The sequence below is a fragment of the Klebsiella sp. Q11 genome (assembly GCF_964241505.1).
Lineage (GTDB): Bacteria > Pseudomonadota > Gammaproteobacteria > Enterobacterales > Enterobacteriaceae > Klebsiella > Klebsiella michiganensis.
The window spans coordinates 1-21,560 of record NZ_CAXSXW010000016.1; the positions used below are offsets into that span (position 1 = coordinate 1).

19 protein-coding genes are annotated in these 21,560 nt (G+C 53.6%); 14 read left to right on the plus strand and 5 right to left on the minus strand.

All coding sequences use genetic code 11. The features are described from left to right. The first annotated feature begins 377 nt into the window (after nt 1–377). Entirely contained in the window at nt 378–1,502 is a 1,125-nt protein-coding gene (locus ACESQ2_RS22395) for a cupin domain-containing protein (protein WP_049082207.1), read from the plus strand. Between the two features lie 68 nt (nt 1,503–1,570). Here ACESQ2_RS22395 and surE read toward each other — a convergent pair whose 3' ends face one another. Further along, on the minus strand, nt 1,571–2,446 hold the full coding sequence (gene surE, locus ACESQ2_RS22400; RefSeq protein ID WP_064406610.1) for a 5'/3'-nucleotidase SurE: 876 nt from the start codon (nt 2,444–2,446) through the stop codon (nt 1,571–1,573). Between the two features lie 495 nt (nt 2,447–2,941). Here surE and ACESQ2_RS22405 point away from each other — a divergent pair, with 495 nt between their 5' ends. After that, the gene (locus ACESQ2_RS22405; protein ID WP_038422856.1) at nt 2,942–3,721 is read left to right on the plus strand and encodes a histidine phosphatase family protein; all 780 of its coding nucleotides are present in this window, start codon (nt 2,942–2,944) and stop codon (nt 3,719–3,721) included. Between the two features lie 84 nt (nt 3,722–3,805). Further along, nucleotides 3,806–5,149, plus strand: coding sequence for an OprD family outer membrane porin (locus ACESQ2_RS22410; RefSeq protein ID WP_046878216.1), 1,344 nt, complete (start codon nt 3,806–3,808; stop codon nt 5,147–5,149). A gap of 41 nt (nt 5,150–5,190) precedes the next feature. Here ACESQ2_RS22410 and ACESQ2_RS22415 read toward each other — a convergent pair whose 3' ends face one another. After that, entirely contained in the window at nt 5,191–6,555 is a 1,365-nt protein-coding gene (locus ACESQ2_RS22415; protein WP_014227732.1) for an MFS transporter, read from the minus strand. A gap of 565 nt (nt 6,556–7,120) precedes the next feature. Between ACESQ2_RS22415 and ACESQ2_RS22420 the strand changes: the two genes are divergently transcribed. The 6 genes from ACESQ2_RS22420 (at nt 7,121) to ACESQ2_RS22445 (ending at nt 13,696) form a co-directional block, all read left to right on the plus strand. After that, entirely contained in the window at nt 7,121–8,770 is a 1,650-nt protein-coding gene (locus ACESQ2_RS22420) for a signal transduction protein (RefSeq protein ID WP_373171309.1), read from the plus strand. A 144-nt stretch (nt 8,771–8,914) separates the two neighbouring features. Continuing rightward, nucleotides 8,915–10,366 (plus strand): MFS transporter, encoded by a 1,452-nt coding sequence (locus ACESQ2_RS22425; RefSeq protein WP_014227730.1) that lies wholly within the window; start codon nt 8,915–8,917, stop codon nt 10,364–10,366. A 52-nt stretch (nt 10,367–10,418) separates the two neighbouring features. After that, nucleotides 10,419–11,522, plus strand: a complete 1,104-nt coding sequence (locus ACESQ2_RS22430) for a mandelate racemase/muconate lactonizing enzyme family protein (RefSeq protein WP_004108723.1) — start codon at nt 10,419–10,421, stop codon at nt 11,520–11,522. Nucleotides 11,523–11,545: 23 nt separating this feature from the next. Beyond that, nucleotides 11,546–12,373: an SDR family oxidoreductase gene (locus ACESQ2_RS22435; protein ID WP_016809991.1), complete on the plus strand. Its 828-nt coding sequence runs from the start codon at nt 11,546–11,548 to the stop codon at nt 12,371–12,373. Then, the gene (locus ACESQ2_RS22440) at nt 12,367–13,278 is read left to right on the plus strand and encodes a dihydrodipicolinate synthase family protein (RefSeq protein WP_088168478.1); all 912 of its coding nucleotides are present in this window, start codon (nt 12,367–12,369) and stop codon (nt 13,276–13,278) included. The genes ACESQ2_RS22435 and ACESQ2_RS22440 overlap by 7 nt, the downstream gene beginning before the upstream one ends. After that, nucleotides 13,265–13,696, plus strand: coding sequence for a heme-binding protein (locus tag ACESQ2_RS22445; protein WP_049069584.1), 432 nt, complete (start codon nt 13,265–13,267; stop codon nt 13,694–13,696). The genes ACESQ2_RS22440 and ACESQ2_RS22445 overlap by 14 nt, the downstream gene beginning before the upstream one ends. A gap of 136 nt (nt 13,697–13,832) precedes the next feature. Here the strand turns inward: ACESQ2_RS22445 and ACESQ2_RS22450 are convergent, their stop codons facing one another. Then, a complete protein-coding gene (locus tag ACESQ2_RS22450; RefSeq protein ID WP_004117622.1) occupies nt 13,833–14,846 on the minus strand; it encodes a LacI family DNA-binding transcriptional regulator in 1,014 nt (337 codons plus the stop codon). 210 nt (nt 14,847–15,056) lie between these two features. Next, nucleotides 15,057–16,088: a DUF1176 domain-containing protein gene (locus ACESQ2_RS22455; RefSeq protein WP_345911965.1), complete on the minus strand. Its 1,032-nt coding sequence runs from the start codon at nt 16,086–16,088 to the stop codon at nt 15,057–15,059. A 474-nt stretch (nt 16,089–16,562) separates the two neighbouring features. Between ACESQ2_RS22455 and ACESQ2_RS22460 the strand changes: the two genes are divergently transcribed. The 5 genes from ACESQ2_RS22460 to ACESQ2_RS22480 all read left to right on the plus strand — a co-directional run bounded on the left by ACESQ2_RS22460 (nt 16,563) and on the right by ACESQ2_RS22480 (nt 20,356). Then, a complete protein-coding gene (locus tag ACESQ2_RS22460) occupies nt 16,563–17,267 on the plus strand; it encodes a DNA/RNA non-specific endonuclease (protein WP_373171351.1) in 705 nt (234 codons plus the stop codon). 289 nt (nt 17,268–17,556) lie between these two features. Beyond that, nucleotides 17,557–17,880: an endoribonuclease SymE gene (gene symE, locus ACESQ2_RS22465; protein WP_373171312.1), complete on the plus strand. Its 324-nt coding sequence runs from the start codon at nt 17,557–17,559 to the stop codon at nt 17,878–17,880. A 158-nt stretch (nt 17,881–18,038) separates the two neighbouring features. Then, nucleotides 18,039–18,473 carry a VOC family protein gene (locus ACESQ2_RS22470; RefSeq protein WP_373171314.1) on the plus strand — a complete coding sequence of 145 codons (435 nt, stop codon included), beginning with the start codon at nt 18,039–18,041 and terminating at the stop codon, nt 18,471–18,473. 165 nt (nt 18,474–18,638) lie between these two features. Beyond that, nucleotides 18,639–19,382: a hypothetical protein gene (locus ACESQ2_RS22475; protein WP_373171316.1), complete on the plus strand. Its 744-nt coding sequence runs from the start codon at nt 18,639–18,641 to the stop codon at nt 19,380–19,382. Nucleotides 19,383–19,642: 260 nt separating this feature from the next. Next, nucleotides 19,643–20,356 carry a hypothetical protein gene (locus tag ACESQ2_RS22480; protein ID WP_373171317.1) on the plus strand — a complete coding sequence of 238 codons (714 nt, stop codon included), beginning with the start codon at nt 19,643–19,645 and terminating at the stop codon, nt 20,354–20,356. An 84-nt stretch (nt 20,357–20,440) separates the two neighbouring features. On the opposite strand, the gene ACESQ2_RS22485 is transcribed toward ACESQ2_RS22480, so the two are convergent. Next, a complete protein-coding gene (locus ACESQ2_RS22485) occupies nt 20,441–21,535 on the minus strand; it encodes a hypothetical protein (protein ID WP_373171318.1) in 1,095 nt (364 codons plus the stop codon). Between the last annotated feature and the right edge of the window lie 25 nt (nt 21,536–21,560).

Below are 21,560 nucleotides of genomic sequence, written 5' to 3' on the forward strand. Positions count from 1 at the left end.
TTTTTTCTCTTCAACCGACCCGGTTGTTTGTGAAGTGATTCACATCTGCCGTGTCAGTGGGAGCGCATTATAGGGAGCTGCCGGGATATAGCAACCCTTAAAATACAAAAAACTTATCAAACGCTCATAATTTAAACTTCTCACGCTCCCTCCACGCCAGAAAAAATGGGGGAAAGCCAGATGCCACACGGGCTGCAGCGAATTCAGGCAAAAGCGACATTTTGCGAAAATCAACGTTATCCGCTTTAAGTTTCCCCCACTCTTACCGCGTCGTGACTTCAGATGATGAATTAAGCACCAGCCTTGACCCATGACAAAGCGGCTTGAGGGTGCATATTTCTATAATCAGGCCCGTTTCTTCTTATTGGTATGAACCTATGGCTTATCAACTCAACATTAACTGGCCCGAGTTTTTAGAAAAGTACTGGCAAAAGCAGCCGGTCGTATTAAAGAAGGCTTTCGCGAATTTCGTCGATCCGATTACGCCGGATGAGCTGGCCGGGCTGGCCATGGAACCGGAAGTCGATAGTCGACTGGTGAGCCTCAAGAACGGTCAATGGCAGGCCAGCAACGGGCCGTTTGAACATTTTGATGGCCTGGGCGAAACCGGCTGGTCGCTACTGGCTCAGGCGGTAAACCACTGGCATATGCCCGCCGCTGAACTGGTGCGCCCCTTCCGCGTGCTGCCGGACTGGCGTTTAGACGATCTGATGATCTCCTTTTCCGTACCGGGCGGCGGCGTAGGCCCGCATATCGACCAGTACGACGTCTTTATTATTCAGGGCATGGGCAGCCGCCGCTGGCGCGTGGGCGATAAGCTACCGATGCGTCAGTTCTGCCCGCATCCGGCGCTGCTGCACGTTGACCCGTTCCCGCCGATCATTGATGAAGATCTGCAACCTGGCGATATTCTGTACATTCCGCCCGGATTCCCGCACGACGGAATCACTCACGAAACGGCGCTGAACTACTCCGTCGGCTTCCGTGGACCAAACGGCCGCGATTTGATCAGCAGCTTTGCCGATTATGCGCTGGAAAACGATCTCGGCGGCGAGCACTACAGCGATCCGGATTTGACCTGCCGCGAACATCCGGGACGGGTAGAAGAGTATGAACTGGAACGCCTGCGCGGCATGATGATCGAGATGATTAGCCAGCCGGAAGATTTCCGCCGCTGGTTTGGGCGTTTTGCCACCACGCCGCGCCACGAGCTGGATATTGCGCCCGCTGAACCGCCTTTTGAAGAAGAGGAGATTGTCGACGCGCTGGCGGGCGGTGAAATGCTGACTCGTCTGAGCGGCCTGCGTGTACTGCACATCGGCGACAGCTTCTTTGTGAATAGCGAACAGCTGGAGCCAACCGCTCCCGCGGCTCTGGACGCGCTGTGCCGCTATACCCTGCTGGGTAAAGAGGAGCTAGGCGAGGCCGCGCTGCGCAATCCGGCTTTTATCGCCGATCTGACCCGCCTGATTAACCAGGGCTACTGGTTCTTCGACGAATAGCGCTTCATCATCGGTTCATATAAAGAAGGCGCGGAGCCCGCGCCTTCTTCTTTACTATCGCTACAGCATCATTTACCGAGCAGCGCCTCAAACTGCGCCTGGTAGTGCGGCGCGTTCCATGAACCATCAAACAGGGTGTAAGTAATATATCCTTTGTTGAGCCAGCCCGAGTCATTATCCCCTTCCGCCGGTTTCATCGCCTCCGGATTCATCGTCTGTTTGGCGGTACCGTCCGCCAGAAGTTCATAACCAATCTGCGGCACAGGGAATTGTTCATTCTCAATATAATGAACGCCCTTAATTTCAGCCGACGGCAGCGGCGGATAGTTAATGCTTAACCCGGCCCCCTGCGGCATAATCGGGCTTCCCGGTTTATGCGCGGCGTTAAGTTTATCCACCAACGAGACGACATAATCCACCGAATCAGGCCAGTACTTATGCGTGCTCGGCCATTTGTTCTTCATCTCTTCTTCCGTGAAGCGGTAGCCAATGCTGGCGGCAATCGCCGGGAAACCGTAGCGTACGGCGCGGGCCGCGGCGCTCACGGTGCCGGAGTTAACCTGCGCCATACCGGTATTGGGACCATCGTTGACGCCCGAAATCACCAGATCCGGCGGCGCGTCTTTCAGTACGCCCCACAGGCCAAAATCCAGCGCATCGGCAGGAGTTCCAGGGAAGCAGTAGCGTTTGTCAGCGGCTTTTTTGACATCAAAAACTTTACCCGTTTTAAAGGTAATTGCCGACCCGATACCGCTCTGATTCGTTGCCGGCGCCACCATCCAGACGTCATACCCTTTGGCCGTCAGTTTTTCCTGCAGCGAAGTGGTCCCCACAGACTGGCAGCCATCATCGTTAACCAGCAGTATTTTCAGCGGTTTTTCAGCAGCCTGTACGCCAGCGGCAGATAACGCCAGAATGGCGGCAGTCAGGATTTTCGTTCTCATCATCACTCCTTGTTGGGTAGCAGAGGTATTTCTTAGGCGCAAAAAAAAACCTAAGACTCCTGCCGCACGCCAAATTGGCGGACAGGGGTCTTAGGTTTTGCCTGTGGTCAGTAACAATCCCAGAGTGCTGCGAAAATAACGCCAGAGCGTAAAAGAGTCCAGCCCGGACATCATTATTCTGTGACGGAGATCAATCCTCTAAAATTATTTAAGCCGAAAACTGCCAATTAATCTGAAAATTAAACTTAAGATACAACTCAATCGACAAAATTACCTCCATGAAGACGATCACATTTACTGACATTTATAATAAATAGAGGGTGTCTTTTCTCATAATTAGTGCTAACGTCGCCCTTGTTGGATTGTTACTGTTTAGAACAGGCGAAACCTACGTTATAGACGTTCGAGCGAACATAATCTTATTTATGCTTCGCGTCGAATATCTGACGTAGGTTTTTTTTTGCTTATAAAAAGACCATTCAGGTGGAGCGTTATATGAAGAAGTGGCTAATAGCATTAATGATGGCGGCAGGTGCGGCAACCTGCTCTGCGGCGGAAGTTAAAAACGATGACGGCGTGAATATCTATTTCGCCCGCCATGGCAAAACGCTGCTGAATACGTTTGACCGCGTGCAGGGTTGGGCGGACTCACCGCTTACCGAAGACGGCATTCGCGTCGCTCGTTATCTCGGCGAGGGGCTTAAAGGTATTCCGTTTGATAGCTTCTATTCCAGCGATGCCGGACGTCAGCGTGAAACCATGCAGGTGATCCTTAAGCAAGCCGGAGTAAGTGATTACAAACTTACTGAACTCAGCGGCCTGCGAGAAGCCTTCTTCGGCGGTTTCGAAGGCGGCTATAACAAAGATATGGCCGACGCCGGCGCCAGACAGCTGGGGCTTAAAGACGGCGCTGCGCTGTTCAGCCAAATGAAAGCGGGCACCCTGGCCGTCGATACCAACCAGAACGCGCTGGCAGCGGCCGACCCAAAGGGTATGGCGGAAAACTATCAGCAGGTAAAAACCCGTACCCAGGCAGCGCTGCATACTATCGTTGAAAACGCGCAGGCCCGGGGCGATAAAAACGTGCTGGCAATTTCATCCGGTACCGCCATGCAGATTATGATTTCCGATTTAACCGACGATAACGCGAAAAACAAGCCGCTTGCCAATGCCGCGGTGGTTAAAATTGTTTATAAAGACGGCAAATATACCGTTCCAGAAATTGGCACCATGAAATATGTTGAAGCCGGAAAACAGGCTCTCGATAAAAAATAATACCCACGCTTAATTATTTATTACGGCAGACTTCAGGCGAAAACACCTCGCCTGGATCGCTGCGTCCCTACTCTGGGGTTTATTATGAAAATCAATACTACAACAGTCGCCATTATGCTGCTGGCTATTCCCGCCAGCGCCTGGTCAGCTTCGACCACTAACAGCCTGAAGGAGCACGATTATATCGATACCGTGCTCGACGATCCGTTATTCAGCCAGTCCCATATGAATTTATCGTTTAAAAACTACTGGAAATATCTTAAGGAAGAAGAGACCGAGCCAAAGAAAGTCCATAATGCCTGGGGTCAGGGCGTCGCTGTCGATTATCAGTCCGGCTATTTTGCCGATATTATTGGCTTTGATGCCACTTACTACGGAGCGGTAAAGCTCGGCGCCAGCGATTACTTTAACTCCCGCGGCGTGCTGTATAACAACGGCAGCGGGAATAAAAAGAGCAACGCTGAAGGCTTTTCCAAATTTGGTCAACGCAACATCAAGCTACAGTATCGCCTGGCGGACACTCATCTGAACGCCCGCTGGGGCTGGCAGACGATGAAAAACTTTGGCGTCATCTCCAACTCCACCCGCCTCTCCCCGACCACCTATTTGGGCTGGACCGGCGCGGTGAACTACGGCCCCTTCACGCTGCGCGGCGCGTACATCGAAAGCGCGATGGATCGTAACTCGCCGGATAAGAAACGCTTCCAGACCAACAGCGGACAGTACATTAACCATATCGCCAGCGGCGATATTCTGTGGCAAAGCGAGCACCTGAACATGCAGTACGGCTATGGTGAAAGCGATAACTATCTGCGCCGCCATATTCTGTTTACCAATATTAAACCGATAAAAGCGCTGAACATCGGTACTCAGGTCTACGCCACTCACGCGCTGGACGAGTATAAAGCGATGCCAGCGAATAAGCGTGACTTTGACGACGACGCCTGGCACATCGCCATGGATGTGAAGTGGCAGGCGGACAACTGGAGCACCAAGTGGGGTCTGGGCTATACCGATGCGAACAAGGCCAATGAAGTGGGCTTCTACCCGCGCCATATGAGTAAAAACTCGCGCGGGACCTTTATCTCAATGGCTTACGCCGGTAACGACTATATGCGCGACGGTGAGCTGGTTCTCTCTAATATGTCGGATTATAACCTGACGCCGGAGCTGGCGATCGGTCTCGCCGGCAACATCGCCCAGTTTAACTACCGCGGCAACCACGTCCGTACCGGGGAAATTAACGCCTTCAGCCGCTGGGTGCCGACGCACCCAAGACTGAAAAATCTCACCGTCTGGGCGATGTTCGGACCGGGCTGGTCCTATAAGATGAATGGCAAAACGCCGGTGCTTACCGACGGCCATTACAGCCGGGCCAACTCGCTCTCTTCGGAAGTGATTATCGAATATAAATTTAATCTGTTCTGATACGCCCGCCCCGCCGGTCATGGCGGGGCAACCCTCCCCGGCTACTTCTTCACCTCATTAAGCTCATCGTTATAGCTTTCCCGCGTCACGCAGACGCACAGGATGGTAATCAGCGCCATGCAGGCGAGAAACAGCGAGATGGGCCACGATGCGCCGCCGGACCACACCAGCAGCAAGGTACCAATCATCGGCGTTAGGCCGCCGACGATGTTCGCCAGCTGGAAGCCGAGCGACACGCCGGTATAGCGCACGCTGGTGTCAAAAAGCTCCGAAAAGAAGGCCGGCTGAACGCTGAACATCATGCCCAGCCCCACGGAATAGCAGAAGGTGGTGGCGAACATAAACATCTTCACCGAGCCGGAGTCGATCATCCAGAATAGCGGGAAGGCAAAGATCAGCGTGATAGCGGCGCCGGCCAGATAGACCGGTCGGCGGCCAATTTTATCTGAAAGCCAGCCGAAGAACGGAAAGGTAAAAATGCCGACAAAGCTGGCCAGCAGCAGCCCGTTCAGCGCCGTTTCGCGAGTAAAGTTGAGTTCCCTTGTCACATAGGACATAAAGAACGCCACCGTCAGCCAGCCCAGAACAATCTCCCCCATGCGCATGCCCATCGCCAGGAACACCGCTTTACGGTGATGCTTGAGTACGGTGAGAATGGGAAACTTCTGCTCCGCCGCTTTCGGCGCGTTCTGCTGCTGTTTCTGATTCTCCTGGAACACCGGCGTCTCTTCGATCCTTGAGCGGATAAACATCCCGACAAACAGCAGCGCGATGCTTAACAGGAAAGGCACGCGCCAGCCCCAGGACATCAGGTCATCCTCCGGCAGCATCACCACCAGCGCAAAAACGCCGGTGGCGATAAACAGGCCAAGCACGTTGCCCAACTGAACAAAAGTGCCGAAAAAGCCCCGGCGATGGCGCGGCGCATACTCGGTGATCAGCGTCGTCGCCCCACCCCATTCGCCGCCGATGGCAAAGCCCTGGCAGAGGCGCAAAAAGATAAGTATCAGCGGCGCGGCGTTGCCTATGGTGTCGTAGCTGGGGATTAAGCCTATGAAAAAAGTCGAAATACCCATAATCATCAGCGACAGAACCAGCGATTTTTTGCGGCCGATCTTATCGCCATAGTGGCCAAATACGATGGCCCCGATGGGCCGGCTGACGAAGGTAATCGACAGCGTCAGGAAGGACACCAGCAGCGCCATCAGCGGCGAGAGGTTAGGAAAAAACAGCGACGGAAACACCAGCGCGGCGGCGGTGCCGTAGATAAAAAAGTCATAGAACTCAATCGTTGTGCCGGAAAGACCGGAGCCCAGCACGGTGAGCAGCTTTCTTCTTTCATGCGTTTGTTGCGATGTTTGTTCATTTTTTGCAGGGGTCATGGCGGGCGAGGTAAGCATAGTCATCATTAAATCCTCTGTCCTGAATCATTATTGTTAAGTCGGGCAGCGCCTGGCTAACTGCGGTGGCGAGGGAAAATCGCCCGCAAGCTAACTCGAATTAGCTAATTATAACAAGATACGGAGATTCACAACGTAAATGCTAAAAGAGTGTGACCAGGATCGGTTAAATTTTAACACTCGCGCCAGCGCCGCGAGACAAATCGCTCACGAAACAAAGTAAATAATTTATTAAATTCAATCAATTATATATTTAACGCTGATTTACCGTCCCCGCTGCGCTTCCCGTCCGCTTTTCTGCCCGCCTTTATGCCGTCTCAGCAAGCGTTCCCTGTCACCTCGACCCACCGTTTAAAATAAAGAGTTAAATATTAATAAGTTAATAATTGCACATTGATAGCCATCACAAATCCCCGGTAAAGAGTTTGTTCCTGTCTTTTTTTTATCCTAATTTGCTAATTCGAGTTAGCCAAAGAAATTAGCCAGCAACAGAACGATTGATGCCGCGCTTACCCCGGCGCAGCACGCTCAACGATAACCAAGCGACCTATCCCCTACAGGAGAAATTCACATGCTGAATTTAACGTTACCCGCGGAAGCCGGGCTTATTACCCCGCAGCCAGGCGAAGTGTTGATGGTGACCAATGCGGATCTCCGCGAACCGGCTAACGTCACCTGCTGGCCCACGCAGAAGCTGTTTGAACAGCGTCTGGAAACGGCGCTGGAAACATTAGGCTATCGCCTGCGCCGCGCCCATCCGGTCAACGAGCAGCGCGGCCACGGGTTTATCAGTAGCCAGAAAGAGGGTAGCGAGCTGTTCGCCGGGATCGATCCGGATGCGCCGATTATTGTCCTGCTGACCGCCTGGCAATACTCCCATCACCTTGCTCCTTCGCTGGTACATCATCGCGGCCCTATTTTGCTGCTCGCCAATTTTGACGGTACCTGGCCGGGCCTCGTCGGCATGCTCTGTATGGCAGGCTGCCTCACCAGCCTGGAGCGCAACTACTCGCGGCTGTGGTCGGAAACCTTCGCCGACGAGGCGTTTATTCGCGGCTTAGACACCTGGCTGCGCGACGGCCATCTCAGCCATAAGCTCGGCTATCTGCATCCTGTCGCGCCCAGCGCGCCGCTGCTGGCCAGCAAAGCCGGGCAGATTGGCGTGAAGGTTGGGCAGTCGATCCTCAAACACAAGGCCATTGTCGGGCTGTTCGATACCTTCTGTATGGGGATGATCAACGGCGTGTTCCCGCAAAAAGCGATGATCGACGTAGGGATGCCGGTGGAGTCGCTGTCGCAATCGGCGCTGCTGGTTGAAATGAACAAGGTGCCGATCGCCCTGCGCGAAGCCTGTCTCGACTGGTATGAGACCCGCGGCATGCGCTTCCGGTTCGGCACCGACGGCGCGAAGGATCTGACCCGGGAGCAGGTACTGGAACAGTGCGCAATGATGATCGCCATGGCGCGCTTCGTGAAGCGCTTCGGGCTGACGGCAGTGGGCGTGCAGTATCAGCAGGGGCTCAAAGACAGCTGCGCCGCCTCAGATTTTGCCGAAGGCGCCATCGGCAACGCGGAACGTTTCCCGATCCCGGATGAGAATGGCGAGATCGTCTGTCCGGACGCGCCGATCCCCTGCATCAACGAGGTGGATATGGGCAGCGCCATCCCGCAGGTGATGCTGGCGAAGCTGCTCGGCGCGCTGGGCATGGCGAGCGAAACCACCCTTCACGATATCCGCTGGGGTAGCGAGTACAACGGCACGTTCTACTGGGATCTGGAGATCTCCGGCGCTGTGCCGTTCGCCCATCTGAAAGGCGGGATCGCCGGGGCAACCGGCTATCGCCAGCCGGCGATGTTCTTCCCCTACGGCGGCTCGACCATCGCCGGTCAGGGCAAAGCCGGACGCTTTATCTGGGCGCGCGCGCACTACGAAGGCACTCAGGTGATCCTGCATATCGGCACCGGCACCGCCGTCGAACTGCCGCAAGACGAATTCGAACGCCGCCGCCGGGCGACCAACTACGAGTGGCCGTTACTCAACGCCGTTCTCGACGGGGTTTCGCGCGACGATTTAATGGCGGGCCACCAGAGCAACCATCTCAGTCTGGCTTATGTAGAGGAGGAGGTATTATCCGAAGTGCTGAACGCCTTTATTGCCCAGGCGCTGACGCAAAATATGAAAGTCTTTATCGCAGGCGATGCGCATTTATTAATGAAATAACAACTGATTCGCTTATGTAATTTTTACGTTGTTAGCGATCCTGGCAAACATCCGCTTTATTCGTCTCTTTATCGCCCATAAAGAGCGGATCAACGCGCATCTGTCCGGGCGGGCTCTCCGCCTGCCCGGATAAGAGAGGATTATATGTATCAGCAGCAACATATTGAATTTATTATCCAGAAGGCAAAGAAACGGCTCGATCTGCAGGAGGCCCCTGGCTGCACCAAAGCGGGATGGCTGATGATCACCGCATTATTAATTGAGTCATGGGATATTTATTCCATGGCGTTTATTTTATTCGCCCTGAAAGATATTTATGAGCCCAGCAGCTGGCTGCTTGGTTTTACCGCCGCCGGCACCCAGCTCGGCGCGGTGGTCGGCGCGCTGCTCGGCGGCTGGCTGACCGATAAGCTCGGACGGCGTAAAATTTTCCTCTGGTCGATGATCCTGTTCGCGATCTTCGCCGTTCTTCAGGGCCTGGCGCCCAATATGTACTGGCTGGCGATTATTCGCTGCCTCGCCGGGATCCCGGTGGGCGCGGACGTGGCTAACGGCTTTACCTACATCATGGAGGTGATGCCAAAGGGCAAGCGCGAAGTGATGGCTAACCGCTGGCAGTTTATGTTCGCGCTAGGGATTATCGCCGCCATTCTGCTGGTCACCACGCTGGTGGCGCTTGATGTTCACCCGGATATGATCTGGCGCATCGTGCTGGCGGTCCCGGCGATCCCGGCCTGCCTGCTGCTGTTTATGCGTCGGGAGCTGCCGGAGACGCCAGCGTGGTTCGTCGAACGCGGCCGCTTTATCGAAGCGAAAAAAGCCTCCCGTGAATATTACGGCGAACAGGATGGCCGTCTGCTGGACGACATTCTGCCCAACGAAAACGTCACCATCGCCGACCCGACGCTCAAAGAGACGCTGCACGATCTGTTCCGCCGTCCGTTTACCCGCCGCACCACCCTGTTCGGCTGGTTCTCCTGCGCCGTGCAGTCGTTTGAAAACTACGCCTTCTCCTTCTTCCTGCCGCTGATCCTCGTGACCATCGGGATTTCCGGGCAGATCCAGAATAACCTCGCCCTGCTGGCGGTGAACTGTATCGCCGCGCTCTCGGCATTTGTCGGCCCGCTGCTGTTGCCGAAGCTCGGGCATAAGGGACTGAGCAAATACGGCTTCCTGCTGGTCACCATCGGTATTTCGATATCGGCGTGGGGCGTCTACAGCAGCAGCTTCGCATTTATCATCTTCGGCGCGGCGCTAATGCTGTGGGGCCACTACTGGGATTCCGAAAGCGGCATGACGGTGATCTCGCTGGTGGCAAAACCGCGCTATCGCGGGGTGGCCTCCGGCATCGGCTACACCATCGTCAAGGTCACCGCCTTCGTTACCACCCTGGTCTTCCCGGCCCTGTTTGAAGCGGTCGGCGTACCGGTCGCCTCGATGATTATCGCTATCGCGCCGTTCTGCGCCTTCCTCGCCTCCATCTTCCTGCTGCCGGAAGTCTTCGGCCATGCGGTGGGCGACGAGAACGATCGAGAGCATGACGCCAGCCCGGCAATAGCCCTGGAGGGTCATGAATCCCCGGCCTCCAAACATTAACCGCCCGGGCCGCAGGGGCGGCCCCCGCTGAACCCATAAAGGAAGGAATCAGATGAACAGCACAAAAATGCCCGTGATTGAAAATATCGAACTGATGACCGCCCGCGTTCCGCTGCCGGAAGGCCCGTGGGGGGATCAGATTCACCACGTCACCGATATCGAAGTGGCGATTGTTGACGTCTACGGTTCTAACGGCCACGTCGGCACCGGCTTTAGCCACACTTCCGGCTGGTGCGGGAAAACCATCTCCGCGCTGATTGCCGAGATTATCCCGGACGTTATTGGCCAGCCGCTCTCCCCGCGCGGCCTGTGGCATCGCTCGTATAAACACGTACACGACGTCGGCGGCGCGGGCGTCACCACCCATGCCCTGGCGGCGCTGGATATTGCCTACTGGGATCTGTTAGGTAAAACCCTCAATGCGCCGATTATCGACATTCTTGGCCGCGTACGCGATCGCGTTCCGCTGTACGGCAGCGGCATTAACCTGCATCTGTCCATTGAGGAAGTGATTGACCAGGTCAAACGCTGGAAAAGCACCGGCTACCTGGCGGCGAAAGTGAAAGTGGGCAAACCGACGCTGGAGGAGGACGTGGAGCGGCTGCGTAAAATTCAGGAAGCAGTGCCGGGCTTCCCGCTGGCGGTGGACGCCAACCAGGGCTGGAACTTCCCGCAGGCGCTGCGCGCGTTCAAGCTGTTCGAACCGCTCAACCTGCTGTGGATTGAGGAGCCGCTGCCCTCCGACGATATCGCCGGCCACCTGCGGCTGCGCGAACGCAGCGCCACGCCTATCGCGCTGGGAGAAAACGTCTATAACTTAAACCAGTTTACGCAGTACATCGAGAGCGGCAGCGCGGATTACATCCAGGCGGATCTCGGCCGCGTCGGCGGGATCACCGGCTATCTGGATATCGCCGCCGTCGCCCGCGCGCACAACCTGCCAATGACGCCGCATTTTGTCATGGAGCTCAGCGCCAGCCTGCTGGCAACGGTGCCGAATATCTCATACGCCGAGATGACCGACGGCGGGCGCTGGAAAGATCTGCGCATCATCGCCGAAGCGGGCGAAGAGGTGGACGGCTACTACGTGCCGAGCGAAAGGCCGGGCCACGGCATTATTCTCGATCGTGATTACCTCGCAACCCACAAAATCTAACCACGCAGTGAGGGGAAAGGACAATGGAAGACACGTTATTCTCGGTTAAAGACAAGGTCATCATCGTGACCGGCGGCCTGGGACAGCTGGGGGCGCAGTATGTGAAGACGTTACACGACCGCGGCGCGAAGGTGGCGGCGCTGGCCACCCGCGTCGATGCCGCGCGCGTCGACCGCGTGCTGGGGGCGATTAAGGACTCCGACCGCCTGCTGTGCGCGGAAGTGAATATTACCGATAAAGCCAGCATTAACCGGGTGCTGGATAGCATTGAAGCGAAGTGGGGCGTCCCGGATGGCCTGGTCAACAACGCGGGCGTCGACACCCAGCCCAGCGCGCCGCCGGAAGTCTCCGGCCCGTTTGAAGAGTTTCCGGAAGAGGTGTTCCGCGAGGTGGTGGAAGTGAACCTGGTCGGCACCTTCCTGATGACCCAGCAGGTCGGCAAGCGCATGAAACAGGCCGGCAAAGGCGGCTCGATCATCAACGTCGGTTCGATCTACGGCGTGGTCTCCCCTGTGCAGGATATCTATAGCTACAAAAAAGAGGACACCGGCATTCCGTTCGTCAAACCGGTGGCCTATTCGGCGGCAAAGTCCGGGCTGTATAACTTTACCCGCTACTGCGCCACCTACTGGGGGCGCGACGGCATTCGCGTCAATACTCTGACCCTCTCCGGCGTCGAGCGCAGCGATCAGGACCCGCGCTTCCAGAAAAACTACACCAACCGTATCCCCATCGGGCGGATGGCGAAAGCCCACGAGTACAACGGCGCGGTGGTGTTTTTGCTCTCCGACGCCTCGGTCTATATGACCGGTTCCAACGTGGTGGTGGATGGAGGCTGGACCGCATGGTAAGCGATAAATGGCAGGTTTTTCGCGGCATTATCTCCGCCGTGGTGACGCCGATGCACGCCGATGAGTCGGTGAACTACGCGGCGCTGGACGCGATCGCCCGCGCCCAGCTGGCGCGCGGGGTTGAGGGCTTTTACTGCTGCGGCTCCTCCGGGGAGGGGCCGTTGCTGCGTTTCGATGAGCGCCGGCAGGTGCTGGCAACGCTGGTGCAGTCGGCGGGCGGTCGCGTGCCGGTGATCGCCCACGTGGGGACGCCGCGCACCCGGGATGCCGTCGAGCTGGCGAAGCACGCCGAGCAGGACGGCGCCAGCGCGGTGTCGCTGGTGCCGCCCTACTACTACAAATATAGCCGCGAGGAGATTATCGCCTACTACCGTCGAGTGCTGGACGCCATTTCGATTCCGGTGATTTTGTATAATATTCCGCAGTTTACCGGCGTCGAGCTGGATGCCCAGAGCGCCGACGCGCTGCTCGGCGATGAGCAGGTTCTGGGGGTGAAGCATACTTCGCATAACCTCTATTCGCTGGAACGGATGATCGCCCGCTACCCGGAGAAAGTCTTTTTTAACGGTTTCGATGAGATCTTCCTTTCCAGCCTCGCGGCGGGCGCGACGGCCACGGTTGGCACCACGGTTAACCTGCAGCCGGAGCTGTTTCTCGCCCTGCGCAGCGCTTTTCAGCAGGGCGACATCGCCCGGGCGCAGCGCCTGCAGCAGCAGATCAACGAGGTGGTGGAGCAGCTGGTCGCGCGCGGCGTGTTCCAGTCGGCGAAGTATCTTGCCGCGAAAGAGACCGTCGATACCGGCCCCACCCGCGAGCCGTTTGTGGCGCTGACGACGGCGCAGAAAGGCGAGCTGGATGACCTCTATCTGCGCTTAAGGGGGTATATCGCCGATGCCGGACAATGACGCGCTCTGTCCCCAGATCCGTCTGAACGATAGCGTCGTGTGCCAGCAGGTCGCGCGGTTTTTACAGGAGACGGAAAGCGATGCGCGAACCCGGGGGCTGGCGGTGGCGGTTGTCGGGCCGGAGGGCGAGCTCATCGCCTTTGGCGCGCACGCTCGCTGCCCACCGCTACCGCGCCAGCTGGCACAGCGCAAGGCCTGGAGCGCCCTGCGCTTTCGCCGTCCGACGGCAACGCTGGCGCAAGAGGTCAGCGCCGGCGCCCTGCAGCTGGCGGTATTTAACGACCCGCAGCTGCTGGCGATGCCGGGCGGCGAGCCGGTGATCGTCGACGGGCTGGCCATTGGCGGCGTCGGGATCAGCGGCCTGCCGCCGGAGCTGGACGCCGGGCTGGCGGCGCGGTTTGTTCAGCGATTGACTTGATGAGGGATCGTTAAGGGTTCCTGGATTGCGGCGCCCGCGCCTTATCCAGGCTACCAGCGCGCGCAGGATGCGGTATCTGTAGCCCCGGCCAGCATAGCGCAGCCGGGGATTGACGTGTTCACACAAGCCGTGTCATTTACTGGCTCCGCTGCTTCTCCACCGACAGCGGGCGGTGAATCAGGGTCATCGGCACGGTGATCTTCACATCGGCATTTTCCCCCTGCAGCTTCTGCTGCATCAAATGAAACGCGTGCTGCGCCCAGGCGTCCTCATCCTGGCGCATCGACCACACCGCGTTCGGCAGAAATCCCAGCATCTGATGTTCATCGAAGGTGCCGATGGGAATATCCGACGGAATAAAGCCGTAGGTTTCCCGCAGCGCGCTCAGCGTCCCTTCCAGAATGGGCAGAGAGGAGGCGATAAACGCCTTCGGCGGCTCGCGGTGCTGACGCAGAAAATCGAGCATCAGCTGTTTGCCCTCTTCCTGACGGTTATGGCTGGCGGACAATATCCACTCCTTGCCGGCGGGCAGCTCGCTCAGGTAGCCCTGCAGACGACGCTGGATCGACGGCTGCTGGGTATCCCCGGCGATAAAAAAAATCGGCGAGACGTCCACCGCCTGGGTCATCGCCTGCACCAGCTTTTTGCTGCCGTTGTAGTTATCGCTCACCACCAGCGACACGTCGCTCTCACCAAAATCGCGGTCGAGCAGCACCAGCGGCCGCTTGCGCGCTACCTTCTGGTGATGCAGCTGCGTTTCCCGGGTAGAGGGCACCACGAAGAGCCCGTCAACGTTGCGCGCCAGCAGTCCTTCAACCAGACTGTTTTCATGCTCGCTGTCGCTGTAGGTGCAGGCAATCATTAGCTGATACCCCGCCTGACGGCAGCAGGCTTCGAGCTTTTCCGCCAGGGTGGAGAAAAACAGGTTGGATAAACGCGGGATCACCAGCCCTAAGGTCTCGGTTTTATTGAGCTTCAGGCTGCGGGCGATATGGTTAACGACCAGCCCGTTCTCGGCGATGTAATCATTAATACGCTGCTGCGTTTTGGCGCTGATGCGATACTGCTCAGCTTTGCCACCCAGCACCAGGCGCACGGTGGTAATCGAGATTTCCAGCGCCCTGGCGACTTGCTCAACGGTTTTGGCCATAAACTCATTTTCCATAACGAACAGAACGGCTTAATCATAAACTAATTCGAGTTAGCAATACATTAGCCGCGCTGTTATTTTGAACAAGGCGTCAGTTTTCTGACGCCACTGGCGCTGTCGATCGCGATCCCGCTACGCGGAGGATCGTTAAGATCCTTCCCTGTCCTCTCTGTCGGCGTGTGTGTCGGGAGAGAGTCTGACCGCGTGATTTCACTTTGCCGGTTTAACCTCGGTCACCCAGGTGGGGAGATCCCATGTCCCGCCGAGGCGAAGATAGCGGCACATCCCAGTGGTCGCTTCACGGCTTTTGCGGAACGTTGTGCCATCCCAGAGCCAGCTCGCCGTCCCCCAGCAATCGCCGAGCCCTCGCCCTTTCTGGCTCATAAAAATCTCGCCGTCGCCATACTCAGAACCGGAAACCGTAATAAGCGTTGGATTACCCTCAAGTTTGCTATCCACAACCCAATAGCCGTATCCCTCGTTATAGGCCGCCCGCCAGCACAAGGCCGAAATCAGGGAATGCGCGTTATCCAGCGGCGTCAGGCTGATGGTTTCAGCCTCCTCCCCCTCCTCAGGCTGGAGGCGATCGCACCAATCATCGTTATTTAGCGTGGCCAGAAGCTTAGGCTTGAGCACCGCCAGCTCAGGCGCGGTTAACGCTCTCTCCTGCGCTTTCTCAGGCATGACCCGGTGAATGACCGGGGCAGGAATCGCCGCCCGGACGCTGCTTTCCGGCCTGTCGCCTTTTTTGGTCAACGCGCCCGGCGTGCCGATTCGCCCCTGAACATCGTCCATTTTCAGCAGTACCGCGTAAGCGCCTTCGCCGGAAAGCTCAAACGGCGCCTCCCCGCCTGTACATTCGACCTTCCCGCTGCCTTTGATGGCGTTAACGATCGCCCGGGCCTGTTTCTCCGACAGCGGCCAGCTCTCTTTTGCTGGCTTCACATCGCCTGCCGGCTGGCCATTGATCCACAGCGTCAGTTTGCCCGGCAGAACGTCGCTGTCGGTCACCTCCGCCAGCATCAGCTCTCCCGAGACGGCGGTGCCCGCTCCGGCCTGGCGGGTCAGCAGCACCGAACCTCCGCTTCCTTCTTCAGCGCTGTATCCCGCCGCCCGACAGGTCAGCGTGTTATCGCATACCACTTCCCAGTCTTTGTGGCTGAATGAAACGCCTGTTTTCGCCAGCGCGGGGAGACTAAGTACGGCCAGTGCCAGCACGCCTCTCCAGAGTTCCTTTTTCATACCTTCTCTCCTTAATCGGTCATCCGCGTAGTCTGAATAATCCCCCGCTCAGAGAGAAGCGTTTTCCCCTGCCGCGACATTTTTTCAGACAACGACATGGATGCCGCACCGCTTTACGCGTCGTCGGGCATATTCCCACCCGTTCAGCCCGGCTGAAAATAGCGGGCCTGAGAGTCTGGTCACCTCATTCAACATCATTTCTGGGTTCACAAAATAACATCCGCCGTGATGTTAAATCATCTTGTGATATTCCGCGCAGCTGCGACCGGCTAACTCTTTTTACGCTCTCACTTCATCTTTGCGATTCATAGCTGAATTCCGCTCTGGTTATTCAGGGGGTTCTTTTATGCATCGGTTCATCTTTTCTTTGACGTCATCAATAATATGAAGCTATCCCGAGTATTCAGCGTTCTGCCGTCGCTATTTTTTGCCGTCGCGTGCGCTGCCGCATCATCCGGCGTGGATCATTGTGAAGTGGGCTGCCCGACCGGCGGAAGCGCGCAGACGCTGGTTCGCGAAGCCTATACACTCAATAACAACAGCCAGCGCAAATTCGCTAATTGGGTGGCGTATAAAATCACCAAAGCCAGCCTGGCCAGCGGGCGTTCGCGCAGCTGGAAGCGCGATCCGGATTTACCCGCTGCGGATACCCTTGCCCCCGCGGCATATAAAGGGGCCAGCGCAGCATTGGCGGTCGATCGCGGGCATCAGGCGCCGCTCGCCGGGCTCGGCGCCAGCGCAGACTGGCCGGCGTTAAACTATCTTTCTAATATCACCCCGCAGGCCTCCGACCTGAATCAGGGGGCGTGGGCGCGGCTGGAGGATAAGGAGCGCGCCCTCGCCGAGCGCCGCGACGTGGCGGCGGTGTGGTCCGTTACCGGGCCGCTGTTCGAACGGCATATCGCTACCCTGCCCGCCGCGCCCGAGGTGGAGCTTCCCAGCGGCTACTGGAAGATTATTTTTATCGGCTCCAGTCCGGATAAAGGCGAATACGCGGCGTTTTTGCTGGATCAGGCGACGCCAAAAAGCGCCAGTTTTTGTGATTATCAAGTGACGGTGGAGGAGATTGAGCGGCGGACTCATCCGGCGCTCTCGTTCTGGCCCGCCCTGCCGGCAGGTATCGCCCGCCGCCTGAAGTCCCGGAAGGGTACGCTGGCTAAAGAGATGGGGTGCCCGTAATTGGGCATGGGCATCCTGTTGCGCGCATTATCTCGCTTTTGTTTTTTGAATCTGCTTTGCGGTTATTTCAGCAATATCAGGAAAGGCATTTTCCACAGGAGCTAATTAATAGCGTCACGCATTCTGTTAATTCTTAATTCACGGTTAAAGACGTTTATTATGTCCGATTAAAGTCTGGACTTTATTTTTATTACTGGTTAGGTTTACAGGTGTTATTTAGCGCGGTGCGAATGTGCGCCAACACACCCGCACCGCTGATCACAATTACTATTTCGCGAGAATAGCAACCATGACTAGTGCTGATTGTATTGTAGATTCGTTTGATCCAGAAGTGTCGCCGAAAAATAAGCGTCAGTTGACGGTGAGTTATGTGAGACGTTTGCCAGATCGTCGTCTTGTTCCGGCGCTGATCATGAAGGGCGAGTGGCTGGCGGCGGCAGGGTTTTCGACCGGCACCCGGGTGGAGGTGCGGGTGATGGATGGCTGTATTGTGCTGACGGCGGTTGAGCCGGAACCGGAGCTGGAAGCCGCGATGCGCAGTGTGGAGAAGCTGTCGGCCAGGAAGCAGAAGCAGGTCAGAGAGTTTATCGGGGTGATTGGGGGACGGGGTTGAGGGGTCAGGATTGCGGTGACAGACAGGATTTTAATGTCATGCTCTATTGACTGATATTCATCGTCATCCCGGGCCTGTACTCATCCATCAAATCCGTACAACGCTCCTTTTAGATAACGGATAAATACCTGTTAATACGACTGAATGAGGAAACCATCATGGAGACTTACCGATTACATCGCGGCAGGCTTATCGACCATATCCAGCTTGTGGTAAATGATTTCGAGGCCAGCAAAGCGTTTTATACAGCCGTGCTGGCGGTCCTTGAGATCCCTGTCGTGAATACCTACGACGATTATTTTTGGGCTGATGAGCTTGTTGTTTCATCCATTAATAGCCCCGGTTCCGCAGGTAAGCCGACAGGACGGCATCACCTGGCTTTCCAGGCCAGGGCTCGTGAGACGGTAGATGCTTTTTACCAGGCAGCGCTGGCACACGGCGGCAGTGATAACGGCGCACCCGGTGAGCGAACTTATCACCCGGGATACTACGCGGCCTTTGTACTCGATCCCGATGGTAACAACATCGAAGCGGTTTACCATGGCGAGGGGGAACGCAGCGCGGCATCGGTGGAGATTGGCTTCAGTCTTTAAGTATAACGGCCTCCGGGCAGGGGCCGTATTGGGCGGTTGGCATTAAGTCAGACCAGGAGCCAGCCCAGGAATTAGCCATATCGAAGCCCTCATAATAATGAGGGCTACATAAAATAAATTCAGTGTTGTAAATTCATTGCGTATTCATTTTATAAAGGAATAACGATGGGAGCTATTAACGAGATAGATATTGCAAAGCTGGTTTTGCTACCCGCGATTTTATATGTGGCTAAAAAGATCATCGACTGGGCGGGAAAAGTGATGTCCAGCCCGCCAGCAAAGCGAAAAATTCGCTTCGAAAAGGTACCTATTGAAACAAAAATAGAGGTGCTGAATAAAATCGCTGAGATAGCGAACGCTGAAATACCCGACACTAAACTCTCGAGGACGCATCAGACGGTACAAATAAAGTTTTTGTATGAGCAGATCGGGATTACTCTTCCTGTCTGGCACGCCCATCAGCTGATCGCTTTTATCGCTGATAAAAATATCGGCTCATATGATGTACGATTAATGAGTTTCCTTAAAAACCCATCCTTATATCGTTGTGAAGAAAATCATTTTTCTGTAGATGCTAAAAAAATTAAAAAATTTCACATCGTTAGCGGGGTTTTCTGGCTAATTTCAATCGTCATTTTTGCCTGCGCCTGGTGGACAACAATACAATCGTTACTGGCCAGCGGGGGCGTAAATTCAGCTATCGCATTTTCACTGTTTTACTTTATTTCCGCTATTGTGGTCACTGGCTTTATCTTAAGCCATGTTGGAGAAACCTGGCAAAGCACCAGATTCGCCAGGCTGTTTGAAAGGTGGTGTGAGGATGAAGCGGGGGTGGAAAGTGGGGAGGGTGCTGTGCTAGCCGCATCGGAGCCAGAAGAACAGATGCCTCAACAGGAGGTTTTCAAATGATGAAATGCAGATACCAAAAGTATTTTAGTGGACTGATTGGGGGATTTGGTGCGAAGGCCGGACTCGAACATCGCAACTATCCTTATGATCTTAAGAAATTAAAAATTATCACATTGGACATGATACCAACATTGATACCATCAGTCCCGATTGGTGATAATCGAACAAATTGAATTAGTTATTCCAACTTGATAGTGTAAAATCTATACATCTTGTAATCAAGGCTCCTAAGCAATAGTTTATTAATGGAATTATAAACAATGTATAGAGTAAATCAAATCATCAAAACAATAAGTAAAATGAATTCTTATGCTCCCTATAATCAAATAAATAAAAAAAGCAACTTGCTTAGAAAGGTTCAAGTATATTCATTTCTAACATCACTCATTTCTCTTGTTTTAATGGTGATAATGGCAGTTATCTATAAAATTTGTGACCTTCCCAAGGAGCCATTTCTTTTACCAGCACTCGTTCTGTATGCCCTAAATTCCATTGCCGGTATAGTTTATTTGTTTACACCTATAATTCCAGGTGTGAAGTTCATGCTCAACTTCAAAAAGGAAATTTTCAATGACCTAATTTGTGAAATTGATAATGATGAACAAAATATAGAAAAACTAATGCCTTACTCGTTGACTGAATTAAAATATTCAATAGATTGGTTAAGCATAAAGATACAAAGAGTGAAATCAAGAATAAATGATTTCTTTGGAGAAAAAACTGCTGTCTTATCAATAATTGGATTAGCATACTCAGCAGTTCAAGGTTTTGGTGGGTTAGACAAATTGGGTGATACCATATCAAAAGGGATCTTCAATTCCGGCACAGCAAATACATTAATCGTATTTGGACTGGCTTTTCTTTTAGGGTTATCACTTGGGGCATTAGCACTTAAAAATGTAGCAAATCATTTGCAATATCTGAAAGAAATACTAGAACTGGCGAAAAGACAAAAAGAACAACAAGAAAAATAAACATAAAACATATATTAAAGTTTAAATGAAGCCCTACATAGTTAATGCAGGGCTTCATTACTTTATTAAGAAATCAGAGGGAATTTACCCCCAAAAATCTTCAATATTATTGAAACCATAATCTTTCGCATTTTTAAATTCATTATGTAACGAAAACCCACAGCATTCACATGTTATTTTCCATATATAAGTAATGACATTGCTTACCTCGTAGTCATTATTATACTCACAATCTGATTCAGGGTATAAAATCAAAGAATTTACACCGCATACAGGGCAAGCCTTCAACTTTGCATGATGCTTCTGTAGTTCCTGATTAGCAACATCCTCAGCTTTTTGAATAGAAGCATTATCCAATAAGGAAGAGAAATTTTGTCTTCCTGTTCTTTTTAAAACAGTTTCATATAAAGGATTATAATATGCAGCCCTTCCCATTTCTTTTAAAAATGCAATTTTATCCAACTCAAATCCTTTATCGAAATCCATATTGATCAATTCAGATATCGGGTCAATATTACAGTGTAGATCTTTATATTTCCAATTTATTTCATTACCATAAAATAGATTAAGAGATAAAAATTCATTGACTAAATGTAAAATAAATCGGCAAACTAACTCATCAAGTGCTTCGTAGCGTAAAACAAAAAGCCCTCTATGCCAGATTCTATTCCTTAGTGAATTCACAGTTCTCAGCACTTGTTCACCAGAAAGGATAAAATTTAATAATTTAAAATCATTGATACTTTCATTTTTTATCAACTCTAGAAGTCTGGAAATTGCTTCGCTGAACTCTATTGACTGTAGACTATTATCTTCAATCTCACTTAGAATTTCGCCTTTCAAAAGCTTTGATAGAACAACGGCTTTTTTTGATGCTACATTAGCTAAAAGGGGGTGTTCGTTTTTTAATATATGTTTACAGACAAGTTCAAAAAAATGCTGAAAATGAACGATAGTCTCTGTACAAGACTCATAATAAGAAAGTGAATAATTTTTATCAACATCTTCAACATTGAAAATATTACTATTAAGGGATGACAAATTTAGTTTGAGATCACGATAAGTAGAAAAATATGATTTAAGCGCAAGCCTGAGCGAAATAAAAGCAATATCAAGTTCATTTTGGCGTGACTCACAAACTCTGAATCCGTTTTTAGAAATGTCTATAAGTTTATTCATACAACCCTCTTAAACAAATCAATTT

Coding starts and splice junctions, on each gene's coding strand:
- ACESQ2_RS22425 (WP_014227730.1), top strand. CDS start 8,915: ATGTATCAGCAGCAACATATTGAATTTATTATCCAGAAGGCAAAGAAA.
- ACESQ2_RS22405 (WP_038422856.1), top strand. CDS start 2,942: ATGAAGAAGTGGCTAATAGCATTAATGATGGCGGCAGGTGCGGCAACC.
- ACESQ2_RS22480 (WP_373171317.1), top strand. CDS start 19,643: ATGTATAGAGTAAATCAAATCATCAAAACAATAAGTAAAATGAATTCT.
- ACESQ2_RS22485 (WP_373171318.1), bottom strand. CDS start 21,535: ATGAATAAACTTATAGACATTTCTAAAAACGGATTCAGAGTTTGTGAG.
- ACESQ2_RS22415 (WP_014227732.1), bottom strand. CDS start 6,555: ATGACTATGCTTACCTCGCCCGCCATGACCCCTGCAAAAAATGAACAA.
- ACESQ2_RS22410 (WP_046878216.1), top strand. CDS start 3,806: ATGAAAATCAATACTACAACAGTCGCCATTATGCTGCTGGCTATTCCC.
- surE (WP_064406610.1), bottom strand. CDS start 2,446: ATGAGAACGAAAATCCTGACTGCCGCCATTCTGGCGTTATCTGCCGCT.
- ACESQ2_RS22430 (WP_004108723.1), top strand. CDS start 10,419: ATGAACAGCACAAAAATGCCCGTGATTGAAAATATCGAACTGATGACC.
- ACESQ2_RS22475 (WP_373171316.1), top strand. CDS start 18,639: ATGGGAGCTATTAACGAGATAGATATTGCAAAGCTGGTTTTGCTACCC.
- ACESQ2_RS22440 (WP_088168478.1), top strand. CDS start 12,367: ATGGTAAGCGATAAATGGCAGGTTTTTCGCGGCATTATCTCCGCCGTG.
- ACESQ2_RS22450 (WP_004117622.1), bottom strand. CDS start 14,846: ATGGCCAAAACCGTTGAGCAAGTCGCCAGGGCGCTGGAAATCTCGATT.
- ACESQ2_RS22395 (WP_049082207.1), top strand. CDS start 378: ATGGCTTATCAACTCAACATTAACTGGCCCGAGTTTTTAGAAAAGTAC.
- symE (WP_373171312.1), top strand. CDS start 17,557: ATGACTAGTGCTGATTGTATTGTAGATTCGTTTGATCCAGAAGTGTCG.
- ACESQ2_RS22455 (WP_345911965.1), bottom strand. CDS start 16,088: ATGAAAAAGGAACTCTGGAGAGGCGTGCTGGCACTGGCCGTACTTAGT.
- ACESQ2_RS22445 (WP_049069584.1), top strand. CDS start 13,265: ATGCCGGACAATGACGCGCTCTGTCCCCAGATCCGTCTGAACGATAGC.
- ACESQ2_RS22420 (WP_373171309.1), top strand. CDS start 7,121: ATGCTGAATTTAACGTTACCCGCGGAAGCCGGGCTTATTACCCCGCAG.
- ACESQ2_RS22470 (WP_373171314.1), top strand. CDS start 18,039: ATGGAGACTTACCGATTACATCGCGGCAGGCTTATCGACCATATCCAG.
- ACESQ2_RS22435 (WP_016809991.1), top strand. CDS start 11,546: ATGGAAGACACGTTATTCTCGGTTAAAGACAAGGTCATCATCGTGACC.